Origin of the sequence: Bacillus sp. UNC438CL73TsuS30, assembly GCF_000482325.1 — a bacterium.
Taxonomy (GTDB): Bacteria; Bacillota; Bacilli; order Bacillales; family Cytobacillaceae; genus Neobacillus.
Map to the genome: position 1 here is coordinate 129,278 of NZ_AXVA01000019.1, position 17,469 is coordinate 146,746.

At 40.5% G+C, this 17,469-nt stretch carries 11 protein-coding genes and 1 rRNA gene; 11 read left to right on the forward strand and 1 reads right to left on the reverse strand.

Going from position 1 to position 17,469, the window contains the following annotated elements:
* The first annotated feature begins 35 nt into the window (after positions 1-35).
* The 4 genes from M028_RS0109045 to deoD all read left to right on the forward strand — a co-directional run bounded on the left by M028_RS0109045 (position 36) and on the right by deoD (position 6,967).
* Positions 36-3,446, forward strand: a complete 3,411-nt coding sequence (locus tag M028_RS0109045) for a S8 family peptidase (protein WP_026573639.1) — start codon at positions 36-38, stop codon at positions 3,444-3,446.
* Positions 3,447-3,735: 289 nt separating this feature from the next.
* Entirely contained in the window at positions 3,736-4,917 is a 1,182-nt protein-coding gene (locus tag M028_RS0109050; protein ID WP_026573640.1) for a NupC/NupG family nucleoside CNT transporter, read from the forward strand.
* A 145-nt stretch (positions 4,918-5,062) separates the two neighbouring features.
* Complete coding sequence (locus tag M028_RS0109055) at positions 5,063-6,241, forward strand: MFS transporter (RefSeq protein WP_026573641.1); 1,179 nt, start codon at positions 5,063-5,065, stop codon at positions 6,239-6,241.
* 27 nt (positions 6,242-6,268) lie between these two features.
* Complete coding sequence (gene deoD, locus M028_RS0109060; protein WP_026573642.1) at positions 6,269-6,967, forward strand: purine-nucleoside phosphorylase; 699 nt, start codon at positions 6,269-6,271, stop codon at positions 6,965-6,967.
* A gap of 32 nt (positions 6,968-6,999) precedes the next feature.
* On the opposite strand, the gene M028_RS0109065 is transcribed toward deoD, so the two are convergent.
* Positions 7,000-7,758 carry a TrmB family transcriptional regulator gene (locus M028_RS0109065; RefSeq protein ID WP_026573643.1) on the reverse strand — a complete coding sequence of 253 codons (759 nt, stop codon included), beginning with the start codon at positions 7,756-7,758 and terminating at the stop codon, positions 7,000-7,002.
* A 225-nt stretch (positions 7,759-7,983) separates the two neighbouring features.
* Here M028_RS0109065 and M028_RS0109070 point away from each other — a divergent pair, with 225 nt between their 5' ends.
* The 7 genes from M028_RS0109070 to M028_RS0109100 all read left to right on the forward strand — a co-directional run.
* Positions 7,984-9,525 carry a bifunctional GNAT family N-acetyltransferase/carbon-nitrogen hydrolase family protein gene (locus M028_RS0109070; protein ID WP_026573644.1) on the forward strand — a complete coding sequence of 514 codons (1,542 nt, stop codon included), beginning with the start codon at positions 7,984-7,986 and terminating at the stop codon, positions 9,523-9,525.
* A 190-nt stretch (positions 9,526-9,715) separates the two neighbouring features.
* Entirely contained in the window at positions 9,716-11,449 is a 1,734-nt protein-coding gene (locus M028_RS29670) for a sigma 54-interacting transcriptional regulator (RefSeq protein ID WP_051590980.1), read from the forward strand.
* A 343-nt stretch (positions 11,450-11,792) separates the two neighbouring features.
* Complete coding sequence (locus M028_RS0109080) at positions 11,793-13,145, forward strand: APC family permease (RefSeq protein WP_026573645.1); 1,353 nt, start codon at positions 11,793-11,795, stop codon at positions 13,143-13,145.
* Positions 13,146-13,208: 63 nt separating this feature from the next.
* On the forward strand, positions 13,209-13,997 hold the full coding sequence (locus M028_RS29675) for a carbon-nitrogen hydrolase family protein (protein ID WP_051590981.1): 789 nt from the start codon (positions 13,209-13,211) through the stop codon (positions 13,995-13,997).
* 140 nt (positions 13,998-14,137) lie between these two features.
* Positions 14,138-15,481 carry a 4-aminobutyrate--2-oxoglutarate transaminase gene (gene gabT, locus M028_RS0109090; RefSeq protein ID WP_026573646.1) on the forward strand — a complete coding sequence of 448 codons (1,344 nt, stop codon included), beginning with the start codon at positions 14,138-14,140 and terminating at the stop codon, positions 15,479-15,481.
* A 19-nt stretch (positions 15,482-15,500) separates the two neighbouring features.
* Entirely contained in the window at positions 15,501-16,919 is a 1,419-nt protein-coding gene (locus M028_RS0109095; protein WP_026573647.1) for an aldehyde dehydrogenase family protein, read from the forward strand.
* A gap of 339 nt (positions 16,920-17,258) precedes the next feature.
* A 16S ribosomal RNA gene (locus tag M028_RS0109100) occupies positions 17,259-17,469 on the forward strand; the annotation flags it as partial.

The following is a 17,469-nucleotide window of genomic DNA, read 5'->3' on the forward strand; positions in this document are numbered from 1 at the left end:
TGATATTGCTAGTTTCATAGAAAAGAGGGGTATCCATGAAGTCGGTTTGGCGAAAATTAAGTGCCATTGGAATTGGCGCAACACTGATGACATCCACGCTATTGACCACCACTGTCGAGGTATCGGCAGCAAGCAAGTTTGGAACATCCAAAGCATTGATTCAACAGAAAACAAATTCACTAAAGGAAAAGCTCGAGGAAAACAAGACCCCATTATTTAGCGAAGATACGCTCATCATCAAGTATAAGCAGCCGCTCTTGCTCGGTGAAGTAAAAGGAGCAAACAAAGATTATATTATCGTTCAAAATGTGGAAAAGCTGGGATACATGGTGGTCAAGCTTCTAAAAAAAGACTCCCTTCAAAAAGTAACCCAGGCCTTTCAAAAGAACAGTAAGGTTCTTTCTGTGGAAAGAAGTGTTCTATATAAACCATTTTCTGTTCCATCAGATCCAAAAACAAAGGATGAATACTATCTATCCATGTTAAAGATCCCCGAAGCCCAAAAACTGAAAGGGAAAAATAAAATAACTGTTGCTGTCATTGATACAGGGATTGATGGAAATCATCCGGAACTAAAGGGAAAAGTGCTCCCAGCCGTAAATGAAATCAATCCAATGAATCATGGAGTTCCTGATCAGCATGGTACCCATGTGACCGGTATTATTGCTGCAGCAAAAGGAAATGGCATTGGCGGTTATGGAATCAACCCAAATGTGAAAATCCTGCCGATTGATGTTTTTGACCGCGATGGTTTTATAACGGACTATACGATTGCCCAAGCAGTGCTATATGCAGCGAACCACGGTGCAAAGGTAATTAATATGAGTCTTGGTTCGCCCATTCCGTCATCCATTTTAGGAGATGCGGTTAAAACTGCGATTCAAAAAGGAGTAACCGTTGTCGCCGCTTCAGGAAATGATGGGACTTCCGCTCCGAATTATCCTGCCAGCTACGAAGGAGTCATTGGAGTTGGTTCGATCAATAAATCGAAGCACTTAAGTTATTTCTCGTCCTACGGTCCTTCGATGGACATCGTGGCACCAGGGGAGGATATTTACGCGCCGTTTTATGATTATGAGAAAAAATCAACCTTTCAAACTCTGAGCGGAACCTCCATGGCGTCACCAATGGTGGCGGGGGCAGCCTCCTTGCTTTTATCCAAGCATCCGAAATTAAAACCGGCACAGGTTGAATATATTCTTGAGCATACGACCAATGATTTGGGAGCGAAAGGGTACGATGTGAAATATGGAAAGGGCCTTGTTAATCCTGTCGCAGCCTTAAAGTATGATATTAAGAAGCTTCCTTCTTTTGTAAATACTGTCTGGACGAAAAAAGAAATTTTGCAAAATGCAACCGCACTTTCAATGAAAAAGACAAAGTCAGTAACAGGATCTTTAACGAAACCACGGCAGCAAAAGTGGTATCAGCTCCCTGTTCAAAAAGGTGAGTATATCCAAACCGTGCTTGCGGGGGCAAAACAATATGATTATAAAATGACCCTTCGCGTTTATGGAGAGAACCAGAGCCTTTCGATTGACGTAAACAAAGTACAAGCGGGAAAAACGGAAGGGAAATTAATCCAGGTTCCTTTTTCCGGAATAATGGCAATTGGTGTGAATGATACCAATGGAAATTATGATGATTCCTCTGCGAAACAATCTACTTTTCATCTTTCCATTAAACGCTCTGCTGTACAGCCGGTTGACGAGTCGACTTCGGATGCGCCAATAGCGGTGAAATCCCTGCCGTATACATCCGCACCGCAAACGTTAATGGGGGAAAATGGGGATGATGATTACTTTTACCTTAAGACCAAAAATGAGAATGCTGCGAAAGTAGTGCTCTCGGGAATTCCGGGGATTGATACGAATATTCAAGTCTATAGTCTGTCTGTGGTGAATGAAGAAACGGAAAAAAATGATGAAAACGTCATGGAGGATAATGTCCCGCTTGATCAGCTCCCGCCAATTGCAGCGGCAGATAGTAAAGGAATAGGGGATGGGGAAACGTTGACATTCCCTGCTCAGCCTAATACAGAATATTTAGTCAAGGTTTCGAGTAAACCAATGCTAGATTTTGCAGATGAAAAAGGGATGGTTCTAGTTGACAAGTCAAGTGAGGAAGCGCAGGCATCCCTTGAACCCTACACCGTCAAAATTCAAGGCAAGGTGATACCACCGGATGAAGATAACAGCGCTAATACAAATCCGGATGGATCTCTTTCTGATTATTATCAATCGATTTTGGATGGCACCGTTTCTTCGCCTGCTGGTAAAACACTTGTCGGCTATTTGCAAACGCCGGAGGATGAGGATTGGTATGAGGTTAAGCCATCTAAAACGGGAATTTATCAATATAGTCTGCCTAAAGGATTAGGAGTGAAACCGTATATTGAGATTGTACATGTAATGAATGGCAAGGATGAAAATGGCAGGGACATTGTTGATTTTAATTTAGTTGGAACCAATATGAATGATGCGAATTGGGTATCAGGGGAATTAAGTGATACCATTTTTGCTGGTTTGAAAAAGAATGAAACATATTTGATTCATTTCATGGGGAATCCAATGACAGGGGGAGGTATTTCCCTTGATCCGTATCAATTGTCTTCTAAGTTACTGATTTCGAATACCGGAGATAAATATGAGGATAATGATTCAGTTCCTAAAAATTTACCATCCTCAACAGTCCATGGAAATTTTGCAGCGCCAAATGATGTGGACATGTTTTATTTAAAAGGGAAGAAATCAAGTATTTACAGTCTGTTATTTGAGAGCGGCAAGCCAAGTGCTGCCATGCTGAAAAAGTATCCAAAAGAGCTATTCTCACAAATTTACGGAGCTGCGATTGTTTACAAGGATGTCAATAAGAACCGGAAAATTGATGGGGCAGACGCTGAAATGGCCAGTGTGATGGCGAAGGGGCTTTTCGAGGGTGCATCAAATAATTACGGATCCTTTAAAGTGGAAAAGGGAAGTAACTATATTGTCGTCATTATTGGGCTCACGGCCAGTTCTTCTCAAATATCTTTAGTACCGTATAATTTATCCATTGCCCCTGTCCCGACAAAAGATGAAGACGCAAAATCGAAAGTAAAGAACAATGTACCATCCAAACCTCTTACTTTGAAAAAGAAAGGCTCCCATACGCTGATGGCTTCTGGTAATTTAAACAGCGGGGTAGGGTATGGCGATGAAGATTGGTATGTATTGAATGTAAAAGACAAATGGAACGGATACATTTCGGTATCGGGCGGCCCAGAGATTGATGCGGTCATCTCCCTTTACCATAAAGGTAAAAGAGTCTCCCTTGCTGATTATTATGCACAAGGACAATCCGAAGTCATGCGTGTCCATCTCAAAAAAGGAAAATACTATATCAAAGTCAAGGATGTTAATGGCAACGCAACAATCAAGCCATATACAATAAAAGTAACAAAATAACAAAAGTAAGGCGGTTAGCTGGTGCACAGGGATGTGCTCAGCTAACCGCCTTTTCACATTGGTGCCCACATTGGTGCCTGTCACCGTTCGTGGACAAAAATGGTATTTTTGTGCGCCTGCGGTGGACAGTGTTACAAAAGAATAAATGTAAGGGGTTTATAAGGGCATATTAAAGATAAAAAGTTCTTGCACAAAATTCTAAAAATAGTTACTATAATGGTAGTAACCAAAACAAACGTTTGTAAGCGTCTACAAGAGGCTGACGTTTGATATCATCTGGGGGTAATGTATGAAATATGTCATTTCGATTATTGGTCTTCTTTTTGTATTCGGTTTAGCATTATTAGTCAGTAAAGATCGGAAAAGGGTAAGAGTAAAACCGATTATCATCATGGTGGTCATTCAAATTCTTTTGTCCTGGATCCTCCTGAATACCGAAATTGGTTTAATCATAATTCGGGCAATCTCTACTGTTTTCAGTAAATTGCTGGAATACGCGAATGAAGGGGTAAGCTTCGTGTTTGGCGGGCTGGCAAATAAAGGAGAGGCACCTTTCTTTTTAAATGTGCTGCTGCCAATTGTGTTTATTTCTGTGTTAATCGGGATTTTCCAGTATCTAAAAATTCTCCCCCTTATCATGAAAGGAATTGGACTTGTTCTTAGTAAGGTAAATGGGATGGGGAAATTGGAATCGTATAATGCTGTAGCATCGATGATGGTCGGACAATCGGAAGTATTTATTACGGTTAAAAAACAGCTTGGACAGCTGCCGGAGCATCGCTTGTATACACTATGTGCCTCTGCGATGTCCACCGTTTCGATGTCGATTGTCGGGGCCTATATGAATATGCTTCAGCCGAAATTTGTTGTAACGGCTCTTATCCTTAACCTATTTGGCGGTTTTATCGTTACATCCATCATTAACCCCTACAGGGTGGAACCAAGTGAAGATATTTTGGTGATCCATGAAGAAGCGAAACAGTCCTTCTTTGAAATGCTTGGTGAGTATATCCTAGATGGATTTAAGGTGGCTATAATCGTAGGTGCAATGCTAATTGGATTTGTTGCCTTAATGGCTGCAATTAATCATTTATTTCAATTATTGTTCTCGATTTCCTTCCAGCAGCTATTAGGATATATTTTTGCACCAGTGGCATTTATTATGGGAATCAACCCAGCTGAAACCGTTCGTGCTGGTGGAATCATGGCGACAAAACTTGTAACGAATGAATTTGTGGCGATGATGGATTTATCGAAAGAGGTAAAAAGTTTTGACCAGCGGACTGTTGGAATTCTTTCAGTATTTTTAGTATCCTTTGCGAACTTTGCGTCAATCGGAATTATTGCCGGTGCTGTTAAAGGCTTAAATGAAAAACAAGGAAATGTCGTGGCCCGCTTCGGTTTAAAACTTCTTTATGGAGCCACACTTGTCAGCGTTTTGTCTGGTGTGATTGTAAGTTTTGTCTTATAAAAGTTAAACCTAGTGATTTCACTAGGTTTATTTTATTGTAAAAAAACCTCTTGCCATAAAGGGTTAATGGAGGTTACTATAGTAGTAGTAACTAATGGGAAAGCATTCATAATAAATAACCAATCGAAGGGAGGAGAGTCACCACGTGAATTTTAGAATCTATCTTTTAGCGATTGTTTCATTTGTGGTCGGAATGGCTGAGCTGATTGTCGGTGGGATTCTTGACATCGTCTCAGATGGCCTTGGCATTTCAATTAGTGCTGCGGGAGAACTTATTACGATATATTCACTTGTTTTTGCGATCGCCTCACCGGTCCTTTTAACGGTAACCGCGAAAATTGAAAGAAAGCGGCTGTTGCTTTGGACATTGCTGATCTTCTTATGCGGGAATATGATCGCCTTCATCAGCCCTAATTTTATTGTTTTATTTCTTTCAAGAATTATCTCTGCTGCAAGTGGATCTCTTTTAGTGGTTCTTTCCGTAACCATTGCTTCAAGTATTGTAAAAGAAGAATATCGTGCGCGGGCAATAGGAGTCATCTTTATGGGAATCAGCGGATCCCTCGTATTGGGGGTGCCGATTGGACTTGTGATTGGGAATCATTTCGGCTGGCGCTCACCATTTCTGTTTATCGCTGTGCTAACACTGATTTCAATGGCAGGGGTATATGCCTTCTTAAATAAAATCGACCCTAAACCAATGATTTCACTAAAACAGCAATTACAAACCTTGAAAAATTCAAAGATTTTATCAGCGCAGTTAACTTCTGTTTTATTTTTAACGGGGCATTTAACTCTCTATGCGTATCTAACCCCGTTTTTAAAAACAACCCTACATTTAGATGCAACCTGGGTCAGCATTTTTTACTTTATTTTTGGTATTTCAGCTGTTTTTGGAGGAGGCTTTGGGGGCTGGCTGGCCGACAAATGGGGTTCAAAGAAAAGCATTTTAACCATCGTAACCGTGTTTGCCGTCGCCCTGTTTGTCCTGCCAAATGTCACTTTTTCCATTACGCTTTTTGTCATCGTAATGATGGTGTGGAGTGCGTTAAGCTGGGCGATTACACCGGCACAGCAAAACTATTTAATTGAAACGGCGCCGGAAACATCGGATATCCAGCAAAGTTTGAATAATTCAGCCTTGCATATCGGGATTGCACTAGGCTCTGTAATCGGTGGAATGGTCATCAACCAGTATTCGGTTCAAGCGAATGCATCAGTAGGTGGGGTATTTATCATCATTGCCTTACTATGTGCCATTTTTTCTATTACAAGAAAACCAACTGAAAATAGACAAGAGGAGGTGAGCATGATGGTGGAGTAGGGATATCCTCTCCAGCATCATGATCGAATGAGTGTTCATATCAATGCAAAACAAGGGGAAATTGCAGAAAATATTTTATTACCGGGAGATCCTTTACGTGCCAAGTATATCGCGGAGACTTTTTTGGAAGATGTGACTTGTTATAATGAAGTGCGCGGCATGCTTGGTTTTACAGGTATGTATAAAGGAAAAAGAGTATCTGTTCAAGGAACAGGGATGGGAATTCCGTCGATTTCCATCTATGCGAATGAGTTAATTCGTGAATACGGTGTAAAAAATTTAATTCGTGTTGGTTCCTGCGGGGCAATCCAGAAGGATATAAAGGTCCGGGATGTGGTTCTAGCGATGACATCTTCAACTGATTCGAATACAAACCGCCTGGCTTTTCCAGGAATTGATTATGCACCGTGTGCTAACTTTAATTTACTGCAGAATGCCTATCAAGCAGGCACGCAAAAGGGCCTGGAAATAAAGGTTGGAAATGTGTTGTCAGCGGATGTATTCTACCGGGACAGCATGGATATTGTAAAAAAACTAGCTGATTATGGTGTGCTCGCAGTGGAGATGGAAACCACCGCATTATATACACTGGCTGCAAAATATGGTGTGAACGCGCTATCGATTTTAACCGTCAGTGATCATATTTTCACCGGGGAAGAAACGACAGCCGAAGAACGTCAAACCACGTTTAATGACATGGTGATCATGGCGCTTGAGGCATTATAAGATAAAGGCAGCGGGATCATCCCGCTGCCATTTTAATATCTTAACCTCATTAAGAGGTTTTTGATTTCCTCATCCTGCATTAATGTATCTTCAAATCTTTTCGTGATTTTTGCTAAGGCTAAATCATGGTAAAAAAAGTCAACGAAAAATTTTACGAAGGGTGGTGACTTTGTGATCATCGCCTGCCATGCACCGTTTTCCACACCGGCGAACAAAATTTCCTCTTCATCCGTTATGATTAGACGGCTATTCTCTAACATCCGATGCTCTTCATTCGGAGATAGAATCGTGAGCGAGGATAGTGCTGCATCAACATCCCCGACAACAAGTGCCTCTACCTTTACACCCGCATGTTCTTTTTCGAGTAAAACTGGCAAAAAGTCATGAAAATCTTCTTTCCATAGAGAAATTTGAATTGATTTCTTCGCCTCTTGCAGCAGCTGTTTACATTTTAGTTGAATTGAGGAATCGACTTTTAGACTCCATACCCGGTCATCGGTTATTTGTTTTTTGGATGAATTTTGTTTCAAACGATCGATATTGGTCTGAAATTGCTTTGTCAGCATTTCAATGACCAGATTTAACGGCAGAGCAGAATAGAGCTTTTTCTTTTCTGAAACAGAATCCAGCACCAGCCCTTTTTCAATCATTCGCGTCAACACTTCATATACCTTTGCTTTTGGAACCCCGGAGTATTTTACAATTTGTGTCGCATCCAGCGGTTCATCATTGGAGGAAAGGATCTCATAAACCTTGCTTTCATACTGTGAAAAACCAAACTTTTGCAGCATCATTACGCCCTCTTTTTAAGAAAAATTCGTCATATAGTCTATCATATTGGAATACAGAATGTTTGTAAAATCATCTTTAATTCAAGCCTTAGACACATCTTATCATTCTGTAAGGTATAGGTCTTTTTTACTCTAAAATCGAATAATGGAAGAAATACGTTAGTTTTTAGAAATAGAGGGAATTATATAATCAGTTACCAATCATGAAAGCCAGGAAGTGAAAGTATGTCAGATACAGATATATCGAAATATGAAAAGAAAATTATCATCCGCAATATACGTGTTGAAGATATTGATGCCATTATCGACTTAGGGAAGGTTTGTTTCCCTAATATGGATCCCTGGAAAAGGGAGCAATTACTTAGTCACATCCGAATTTTCCCTGAGGGTCAGTTTTGTGTCGAATATGAGGACAAGATTGTTGGTTCTTGTTCCAGTCTAATCGTTAATTTTGATGAATATGATGACCAGCACACATGGGATGTCATCACGGACAACGGGTATATTACCAATCATGACCCGGATGGATTTAACTTATATGGGATAGAGGTAATGGTGGACCCCGAATACCGTCGAATGAAATTAGGCCACCGTCTATACGAGGCACGTAAGGATCTGGCAGTTCGATTAAATCTAAAAAGCATTATCATTGGAGGAAGAATCCCGAATTACCACAAATACAAGGAAGAAATGACAGCCCGTGAATATGTTGCGGCCGTTGAGAAGCATAGCATTTATGACCCGGTGCTATCCTTCCAGCTCCTTCAAGGATTTGCGATTAAAAGGATTAACACAAGGTATCTGCCGGATGACAAAGCATCTGATTCGATGGCGACCTTGATGGAATGGAACAATGTTGATTATCGTCCAAAATCCAAACGGATCTATCGTACAGCGTTTCCCATTCGAATTTGTGCCGTGCAGTATATGATGAAGAAAATTGATTCGTTTCAGAATTTTAGCCGGCAAGTCGAGTACTATGTGGATGTCGCCGCTGATTTCGGATCGGATTTTGTTGTATTTCCAGAAATTTTTACCACCCAATTAATGTCCTTTCTCGAAGAAAAACGACCCGATCAGGCAGTACGAAGACTCGCCACCTATACCGATCAATACATTGAATTGTTTACACAACTTGCTGTACGCTATAACATCAACATTGTCGGGGGATCACATTTTGTAGAAGAGAATGGGGAGTTGTACAATGTTGGTTTCCTATTCCGCCGCGACGGTACGATAGAGAAGCAATCCAAAATTCACGCTACTCCTGATGAGCGTAAATGGTGGGGGATATCAGAAGGAAACGAAATCAATGTATTTGAGACCGATTGCGGAAAGATTGCTATCCAAATTTCGTATGATGTTGAGTTTCCGGAGCTCGCAAGGATTGCCGTGGATAAAGGGGCAAATATCATTTTCGTGCCTTTTTGTACGGAGGACCGTCAGGCATACCTTCGTGTTCGCTGCTGTGCGCAGGCACGGGCAATTGAAAACCAAGTATATACGTGTATTGCAGGAACTGTGGGCAATTTAACACATGTGGAAAATATGGATATTCAGTATGCTCAGTCAGGAATTTATTCCCCTTCTGATTTTGAGTTTGCAAGAGACGGGATTGTTGGGGAATGTGACGCAAATATTGATACAGTGGTGGTAGGTGATGTTGACCTTGAGAAATTGAGGCGCTCTCGGAACTCGGGATCACTAAGGCAATTGCGTGACCGCAGACATGATTTATATCGAGTGGAATGGAAAAATTTAAGCTAATAAGCTGCTCCCACGGTTGGGGCAGCTATTTTTTATAAACTTGATGTCGAAAAAACTACACCGAAGGGGGTTAGGCCACTTTCCGACTAATGCATGCGCTTACTCTTTTCGTATAACCGTGGTATCATATGGATAGTAAAAAAGTTATTGCAACATTATGATTTTAGCAGCGGGAAAGGAAGAAATTCACTTGAATTATAATAAAGACTTTGCCGTCATCAATGTCTCAACAAATGTAAGGGAAGCCTTGGATACGATGATTCAAGCTAGTATCCGGTTATTAGTTATAGAATCAGAAGGGAAACCTGTCGGGGTCTGTGATAGCTTTCACCTATTAATGCAAAAAAAACAGCCTGAACAAAAAGTGGCTTTTCATACGGATTTTATCCTAACAACCAGCAAGAATATCTTTTCCCTTGCCGATGACGATTTCTCCTATGCCCTCATTGAGGATGATACTGCGGAAATAATCGGTTGGACGGATCAGAAATCAGTGGAAATTGATCATATAAAACAAGCATATTCGAAAGACCTAGGAGCCATAACAACCGATTTGGAAGCAATTGTCGATTCGATATATGATGAAGTTTTAGTTGTTGACAGTCTTGGAAAAATTATTCGGGTTTCTAATCGAAGCACCCACCAATTATGGGGAGTAGACCCCGAAACGGTTATTGGTCAAAATATTTTAGAACTTGAAGAAAAGGGATGGTTTAAGCCTTCTGTTACAAGAAAAGTATTGGAGGAAAAGAAGAAAGTTTCAATTGTCCAGCATAACCGCTTCGGCAGGAAAATACTAGCTGTAGGAAATCCGGTTTTTAATCAAAAAAATGAATTAGAACGAATTGTCATTGCTTCCCGTGATATTACAGCCGTTAAAAAATTAGAGGAAGAACTTGAAGAGGCGAAAACACTAAAAGAAAAATATCGCAAAGAGGTAGATATCTTAAAGAAAGTCCAGCATGGAAATGAGAAGAAGATTATCTATCAATCTGAACAAATTAAAAATTTAATGTTTGAGGTCGAAAGGGTGGCCCGAGTTGAATCAACGGTTACCTTATATGGAGAATCAGGGGTAGGGAAAGAGTTGTTTGCTCAAGCCATCCATCAGCTGAGCCCAAGGGCGGAAAATCCATTTATTCGCATTAATTGCGGATCCATCCCTGAAAATTTATTGGAGAGCGAGCTATTTGGCTATGAAAAAGGTGCCTTTACCGGCGCCCTAAGCAATGGAAAAAAGGGCTTGTTCGAATTAGCCAATGAAGGAACTCTTTTTTTAGATGAGATTGGTGAGTTACCGCTTAATTTACAGGTAAAGCTTTTAAGGGCGATACAAGAACGGGAAATTATGAAAATTGGCGGCAGCAAAGCAATCCCAATTAATATTCGTATTATTACAGCAACCAATAAAAATTTGGAGGAAATGGTTGCGAAAGGAACCTTCCGCGAGGATTTATTTTATCGAATTCATGTTATTCCGTTATTTATTCCACCATTAAGGGAAAGAATCGCAGATATTGAACCTATTGTTTATCATTTCCTAGAATATTATAATGAAAGATTTTCGTCGAAGAAATATTTTTCCGAGGATGCAATGGAAGTGTTAAAAACATATAAGTGGCCAGGGAATATCCGGCAGCTGCAAAACGTAACAGAACGGGCCATGGTGGTTACGGCGGAGCAAATGATCACTGCGAATGACCTTGTGAAAATATTGGACAATCGTCAGAAAAACCAACATCCTGTGGAAGTGCATACCATTATCCCCCTTCAGCATGCAGTCCAGGATACGGAAAGACAGCTGCTTCAATTAGCTTTATTGAAATATAAGACGCTAACAAAAGTGGCTGAAGTGTTAGAGGTGAGTCAGCCGACTATCAGCAGACTTTATAATAAACTGAAGAACAGTCTTCAGGTTCGTTAAAAAATAGTACAATTGTTTTTCTAATATAGCCAAATGAGCAGTTCATTCATTTTTGAATAATTATCATTCAAAAATGAATGAACTATCGTTTTATATCTATAAACATAGTTGATATGTCGATATTTAAAGGATTGGCACGAAATATGCATATTAGAATAATAGGGATAGTTTAAAAGTATAAGGGTAGAGGGAAAGTTGTACTGCCATAATAAGTGAGGGAGGAATCAAAGCCACGGCTATAATTTTCTGACTTTTCCAATAAGGGTGACTAGTCAAATAGATAGCGTTTACAAAAAATGAACGTTATCTTATAAGTTTTACGACAACTTAAGGGGGAACATATATGGAAAAACAAGAGGTATCGTTTGAACGATCACTTACATTAACACATCTAGTTTTATTTGGACTTGCTTATTTAGCTCCGATGATTGTGTTTGGAATCTATGGGACGGTTGCAGAAGTAACCCATGGACTTGAGGCAAGCGCTTATTTGGTTGCCTTAATTGCAATGTTTTTTACTGCCTTCAGCTATACGCATATGGTTAAAGCTTATCCTGTTGCCGGATCTGCCTATACCTATACACGTAAATCTCTTAATTCACACCTCGGATTTATGGTCGGCTGGGCTACCCTGCTCGATTATGTCTTTATACCAATGGCCATCTGGCTGATTGGAAGTGCTTATTTGAATGCGGCATTTCCTTCTGTACCATCATGGTTATGGATCCTCTTATTTATATTTGTTACAACCGCAATCAATATTCTTGGAATCAAATTGAGTACTAAGGTCAACTTTCTTATGATGGTGTTTCAATTTTTAGTTATTGCACTATTTATTATTTTAAGTATTAAGAGCGTATTAGGCGGTGGCGGTGCCGGTACACTTCTTTCCGTAAGCCCGTTCGTGAATACTCATGTTTCGTTTTCATTTGTCCTGGCTGGAGCATCAATTGCCTGCTACTCATTCTTAGGTTTTGATGCCATTTCAACCTTTACCGAAGAAACAAGAAATCCTGAAAAAACGATCCCAAGAGCCATCATTTTGACAACTGTTATCGGTGGATTGATTTTTGTTGTTTCTACCTATTTCACTCATTTAGCTCACCCGGATTTTACGCATTTCAAAGCGGTAGATTCTGCAGGGTTTGAAATTGCTAAGCAAATAGGCGGGAACTTATTTAGCGCCATTTTCTTAGCAGGGATTATTATCGCCCAGTTTGCTTCAGGAATTTCCGCTCAAGCAAGTGCATCAAGATTGCTGTATGCAATGGGCCGCGATTCCGTACTTCCGAAAAAAATCTTTGGCTATCTCCATCCAAAGTTTAAAACACCTGTACTGAATATTCTTGTTGTAGCTGTGATTGGGTTACTGTCATTAAAGCTAAGTGTGTCAACTTCCACCTCATTTATAAACTTTGGTGCGTTTGTTGCCTTTATTTTAGTAAACGTTTCCGTTATTGCTCACTTTTATATAAAAGGCGGTAAACGGGCAGGAAAAGAAAAGATTTTCTATTTATTATTTCCAGCCATAGGCTGCTGCTTCGATATTTGGCTGTTTGTAAATCTTGATAAAAATGCACTAATTTTAGGCGGTACTTGGGCAGTAATCGGATTTGTCTATTTACTTGTTCTTACAAAAATGTTTAAAAAGCAGCCGCCGGAAATGCATTTTGAGGAAATGGATGAGGCTGTATAAGGATGAAAATAAGGGAAGGGCTTAGATGAAGCCCTTCTTTTATCGCTAATGGGAGGCATATAAGTGGAAAAAATCTATAGAATTGCACTCGCACAGCTAGCTGTAGCGGATGGAAATAAAGAAGAAAATTTAATAAAAATGGAATCTGCCGTTAAGAATGCGTGGAAGGAATCGGCAGATCTCTTGATTTTACCGGAATTAAACCTGACCGGCTTAGTATCGAAGGACCAATTGACAGGAATAGCAGAACCGCGCGAAGGGGAGAGTTTTAACCGGATTCAACGCATGCTGGCAGATTACCCTGTATCATTACTGTATTCTTTTCCAGAGTATGTCTCTGATGAGGAAATCTATATTACCTCCTGCTTGGTAGGGAAAGATGGCGAGGCATTGGCTTATTATCGTAAAACACATCTCTTTACTGAAGAAAATGAACTATTCAGCAAGGGGAACGAGCTTATAGCCTTGAGCCAAGACGGCCTTTCATTGGGGTTTCTCACCTGCTATGATATAGAATTTCCTGAGCCGGCAAGGGCACTTGCATTACAAGGGATAAATCTCTTAATCGTCAATTCGGCCAATATGGCACCATACGAATATATCCATCGCTTATTTATTCAGTCAAGAGCGCTCGAAAATCAAATCTTTGTGGTTTACTGTAATCGCATCGGGGCAAATTCAAAATATGAGTATCATGGGCAAAGTGCAGTCATTGGGCCGGATGGAAAAATCATTACGGAAATTGCTGACGATGTTGAAACGGTGCAAATCATTGATCTTTCTTTCGAGAATTTTAAAAAATCTAGCGCTGTTTTCGACTATTTATCTGACAGGAGAAGAGAACTCTATTAATCCATTTAATTATGAATAGCGATTATTCACTTTTGAATGATATTTCTCTGTGATTGATTGTAAAATGGGAATTAACGCGCTTGGCACACTTCTTGCATTATAGATTAGTAGTTGAATAAATTAAAAAAGGGGTTAATAACATGAGTACAACAACTAAAACAATTGAACTTAAAACATCTATTCCAGGGCCAAAAGCACAAGCCCTTTTAGAAAGAAGAGCAAATAATGTACCGGTTGGAGTATCGAATAATGTTCCATCCTTTGCAGCAAAAGGTAATGGAGCAATCTTAGAAGATGTGGACGGAAATGTTTATATTGATTTAGCTGGAGCGATTGGTACACAAAATACAGGTCATTGCCCGCCAAAAGTGGTTGAAGCATTAACAGAGCAAATTCAAAAGTATCTTCACCCAGGCTTTAACGTGATGATGTACGAACCATATATTGAACTTGCTGAAAAGTTAAACGAAATTACACCTGGTTCCCATGCGAAAAAGACCTTTTTCCTAAACAGCGGTGCAGAAGCAGTTGAAAATGCAGTGAAAATTGCTCGTAAATATACAGGAAGAAAGGCTATTCTCTCTTTTGACCGTGCCTTCCATGGTAGAACACTACTGGCAATGTCATTAACAAGTAAAGTGAAACCTTACAAATTTGGTTTTGGTCCATTTGCACCGGATACGTATAAAGTACGCTACCCTTATTATTATCGTGCGCCATTCGGTGTAAGCCAGGAAGAGCTTGATGCAAATCTATTACATCAACTTGAGGACTTTTTCAAATCTGAAGTTCCTGCAGAAGAAATTGCAGCGATTATTATGGAACCCGTTCAAGGTGAAGGCGGATTTATTGTTCCGTCCAAGACCTTTGTACAAGGCGTGAAACGGATTTGTGAACAACATGGTATTCTATTTATTGCGGATGAAATCCAAACCGGTTTTGGACGAACAGGGAAAATGTTCGCGATTGAACACTTTGATGTTGTTCCAGACCTGATGACTATGTCAAAATCAATCGCTGCCGGGTTGCCACTTAGTGCTGTAACAGGCCGTGCTGAAATTATGGATGCTGCTGCACCGGGAGAAATTGGCGGCACGTATGGCGGAAGTCCGCTTGGATGTGTGGCCGGCTTAAAGGTAATTGAAACGATTGAAGAAGATCAACTTCTCGATCGCGCAAATGTAATTGGCGAAAAAATTATCTCTCGTTTCAACAGTTTAAAAGAAACATATGATGTAATTGGTGATGTCCGCGGATTAGGTGCAATGTGTGCGGTTGAACTTGTAAAAGATCCGCAAACAAAAGAGCCTGACAAGGACTTAACGAACAAGCTTGTTGCAGAATGTCAAAAGCAAGGTGTGATTGTACTAAGTGCTGGATTATACGGTAATGTACTTCGCTTCCTTTCTCCGCTTGTCATTACCGATGATCAATTAGATGAGGCTCTTGATATAATTGAAGCCATATTTAAAAAATTGGTTTAAAAGAATAGGAGTGTTTTAGATGAAAAAGCATCTTTTAATAGATGGACAATGGAAGGAAACGAAAGAGTACCGTCCATTATACAGTCCTTACAATAATGAACTGCTGGCTGAAATTGCCTATGCTGATGCACAGGATGTAGATGATGCGATTGCAGCTGCCGAGAAGGCAAGACCTGTTATGGCAAAAATGCCGGCACATCAACGTGCATCGATTTTAGAAAAATTAGTCGAGCTTTTAACGAAAAATGAAGAAGAATGTACCCGTTTGCTCGCACTTGAAGCGGCAAAGCCTTGGACGACAGCAAAGGCTGAGGTAGCGCGGACAATTATGACCTATAAATTTGCAGCGGAAGAAGCAAGACGTATTCATGGGGAAACGATTCCTCTGGATGCAGCCCCAGGCGGAGAAGGCCGGATTACGTTTACGTTAAGGGAGCCAGTCGGCGTAGTGGCAGCGATTACTCCATTTAACTTTCCGATGAATTTAGTGGCTCATAAAGTTGGTCCAGCGATTGCAGCAGGGAATACAGTCGTATTGAAGCCGGCATCACAAACGCCGTTAACTTCCATTTTCTTAGCGGAACTGCTTCAAGAAGCGGGCTTACCTGATGGCGCCATCAATGTGGTAACAGGAAGTGGAAGTGTTGTCGGCGACCGCTTAATCCAGGATGACCGTGTAAAAGTCATTACCTTTACAGGCAGTCCTGCGGTAGGAATTGGTCTCCGCAATAAAGCCGGATTGAAGAAGGTAACCCTTGAGCTTGGCTCCAACTCTGCGCTAATCGTTGATAAAGGTGTCGACATTGATTCGATTATCCCAAGAACCGTTACTGGTGCCTTTTCCTTTGCCGGCCAGGTTTGTATTTCATTACAAAGGGTTTATGTCCATGAAGACCTATATGAGGAGTTTATCGAAAAATTCGTTGCCCAAACGAAGACATTGAAACTCGGCAGCCCGCTTGATCCAAGCACAGATGTTTCTGCTGTTATCAGTCCGAAAGATGCTGAAAGAGCACTATCGTGGATTGAGGAAGCAAGGCAGTCCGGCGCAGTTGTTGCAGCGGGTGGCGGGCGTGAAGGAAATATTGTTGAGCCAACCGTTCTATTAAATGTTGATCCGAAACAAAAGGTTTCCTGCCAAGAGGTATTTGCACCAATTGTTATGATTAACAAAGTGGCTTCCGTTGAAGAAGCTATTGCCTATGTGAATGATTCAAGATACGGACTTCAAGCGGGAATCTACACAAATGACATCTTTAAAGCACTTCATGCAGCCGAAGAACTAGAAGTAGGCGGCGTCATGATTAACGACATCCCAACCTTCCGCGTCGACCACATGCCTTACGGCGGCGTAAAAGAAAGCGGAATCGGACGCGAAGGCCTAAAGTATGCCATTGAAGAAATGACCGAAATAAAATTAATCAGCATTAAAAAATAGAGTGTGAATTAGACAAAATTCGGGTGGTGCCACCACCCGAATTTTTCATTTTTGTTTTTCCGATTTTAAATCTAAAAAAATATATTGACGAATGTGTTTTAATGTTATATTCTAATTAAGTCGCTTCGGAAGTGAGTGAAACAAAAATTATTCAAAAATAACTTTTTGTTGACTTACCTCAAACGAAATGATACAATAAATCTTGCCGCTTAAACGAGCGGTAAAGAAAATTTGTTCTTTGAAAACTAAACAAACAAAAACGTCAACAAACAATAATAATCATGTTTCTTCTATTATATAGAGAACATGAGCCAACGTAACAAATGAGCTATATCAACTTTCTTGGAGAGTTTGATCCTGGCTCAGGACGAACGCTGGCGGCGTGCCTAATACATGCAAGTCGAGCGAATCAATAGGAGCGCAGCTCTTTTGGTTAGCGGCGGACGGGTGAGTAACACGTGGGCAACCTGCCTGTAAGACTGGGATAACTTCGGGAAACCGGAGCTAATACCGGATAATCCTTTTCCTCTCATGAGGAAAAGCTGGAAGT

What these genes read in the sequence shown, in the direction of transcription:
- M028_RS0109045 (WP_026573639.1), top strand. Translation starts at nt 36, where the DNA reads ATGAAGTCGGTTTGGCGAAAATTAAGTGCCATTGGAATTGGCGCAACA.
- M028_RS0109050 (WP_026573640.1), top strand. Translation starts at nt 3,736, where the DNA reads ATGAAATATGTCATTTCGATTATTGGTCTTCTTTTTGTATTCGGTTTA.
- deoD (WP_026573642.1), top strand. Translation starts at nt 6,269, where the DNA reads ATGAGTGTTCATATCAATGCAAAACAAGGGGAAATTGCAGAAAATATT.
- M028_RS0109065 (WP_026573643.1), bottom strand. Translation starts at nt 7,758, where the DNA reads ATGCTGCAAAAGTTTGGTTTTTCACAGTATGAAAGCAAGGTTTATGAG.
- M028_RS0109070 (WP_026573644.1), top strand. Translation starts at nt 7,984, where the DNA reads ATGTCAGATACAGATATATCGAAATATGAAAAGAAAATTATCATCCGC.
- M028_RS0109080 (WP_026573645.1), top strand. Translation starts at nt 11,793, where the DNA reads ATGGAAAAACAAGAGGTATCGTTTGAACGATCACTTACATTAACACAT.
- gabT (WP_026573646.1), top strand. Translation starts at nt 14,138, where the DNA reads ATGAGTACAACAACTAAAACAATTGAACTTAAAACATCTATTCCAGGG.
- M028_RS0109095 (WP_026573647.1), top strand. Translation starts at nt 15,501, where the DNA reads ATGAAAAAGCATCTTTTAATAGATGGACAATGGAAGGAAACGAAAGAG.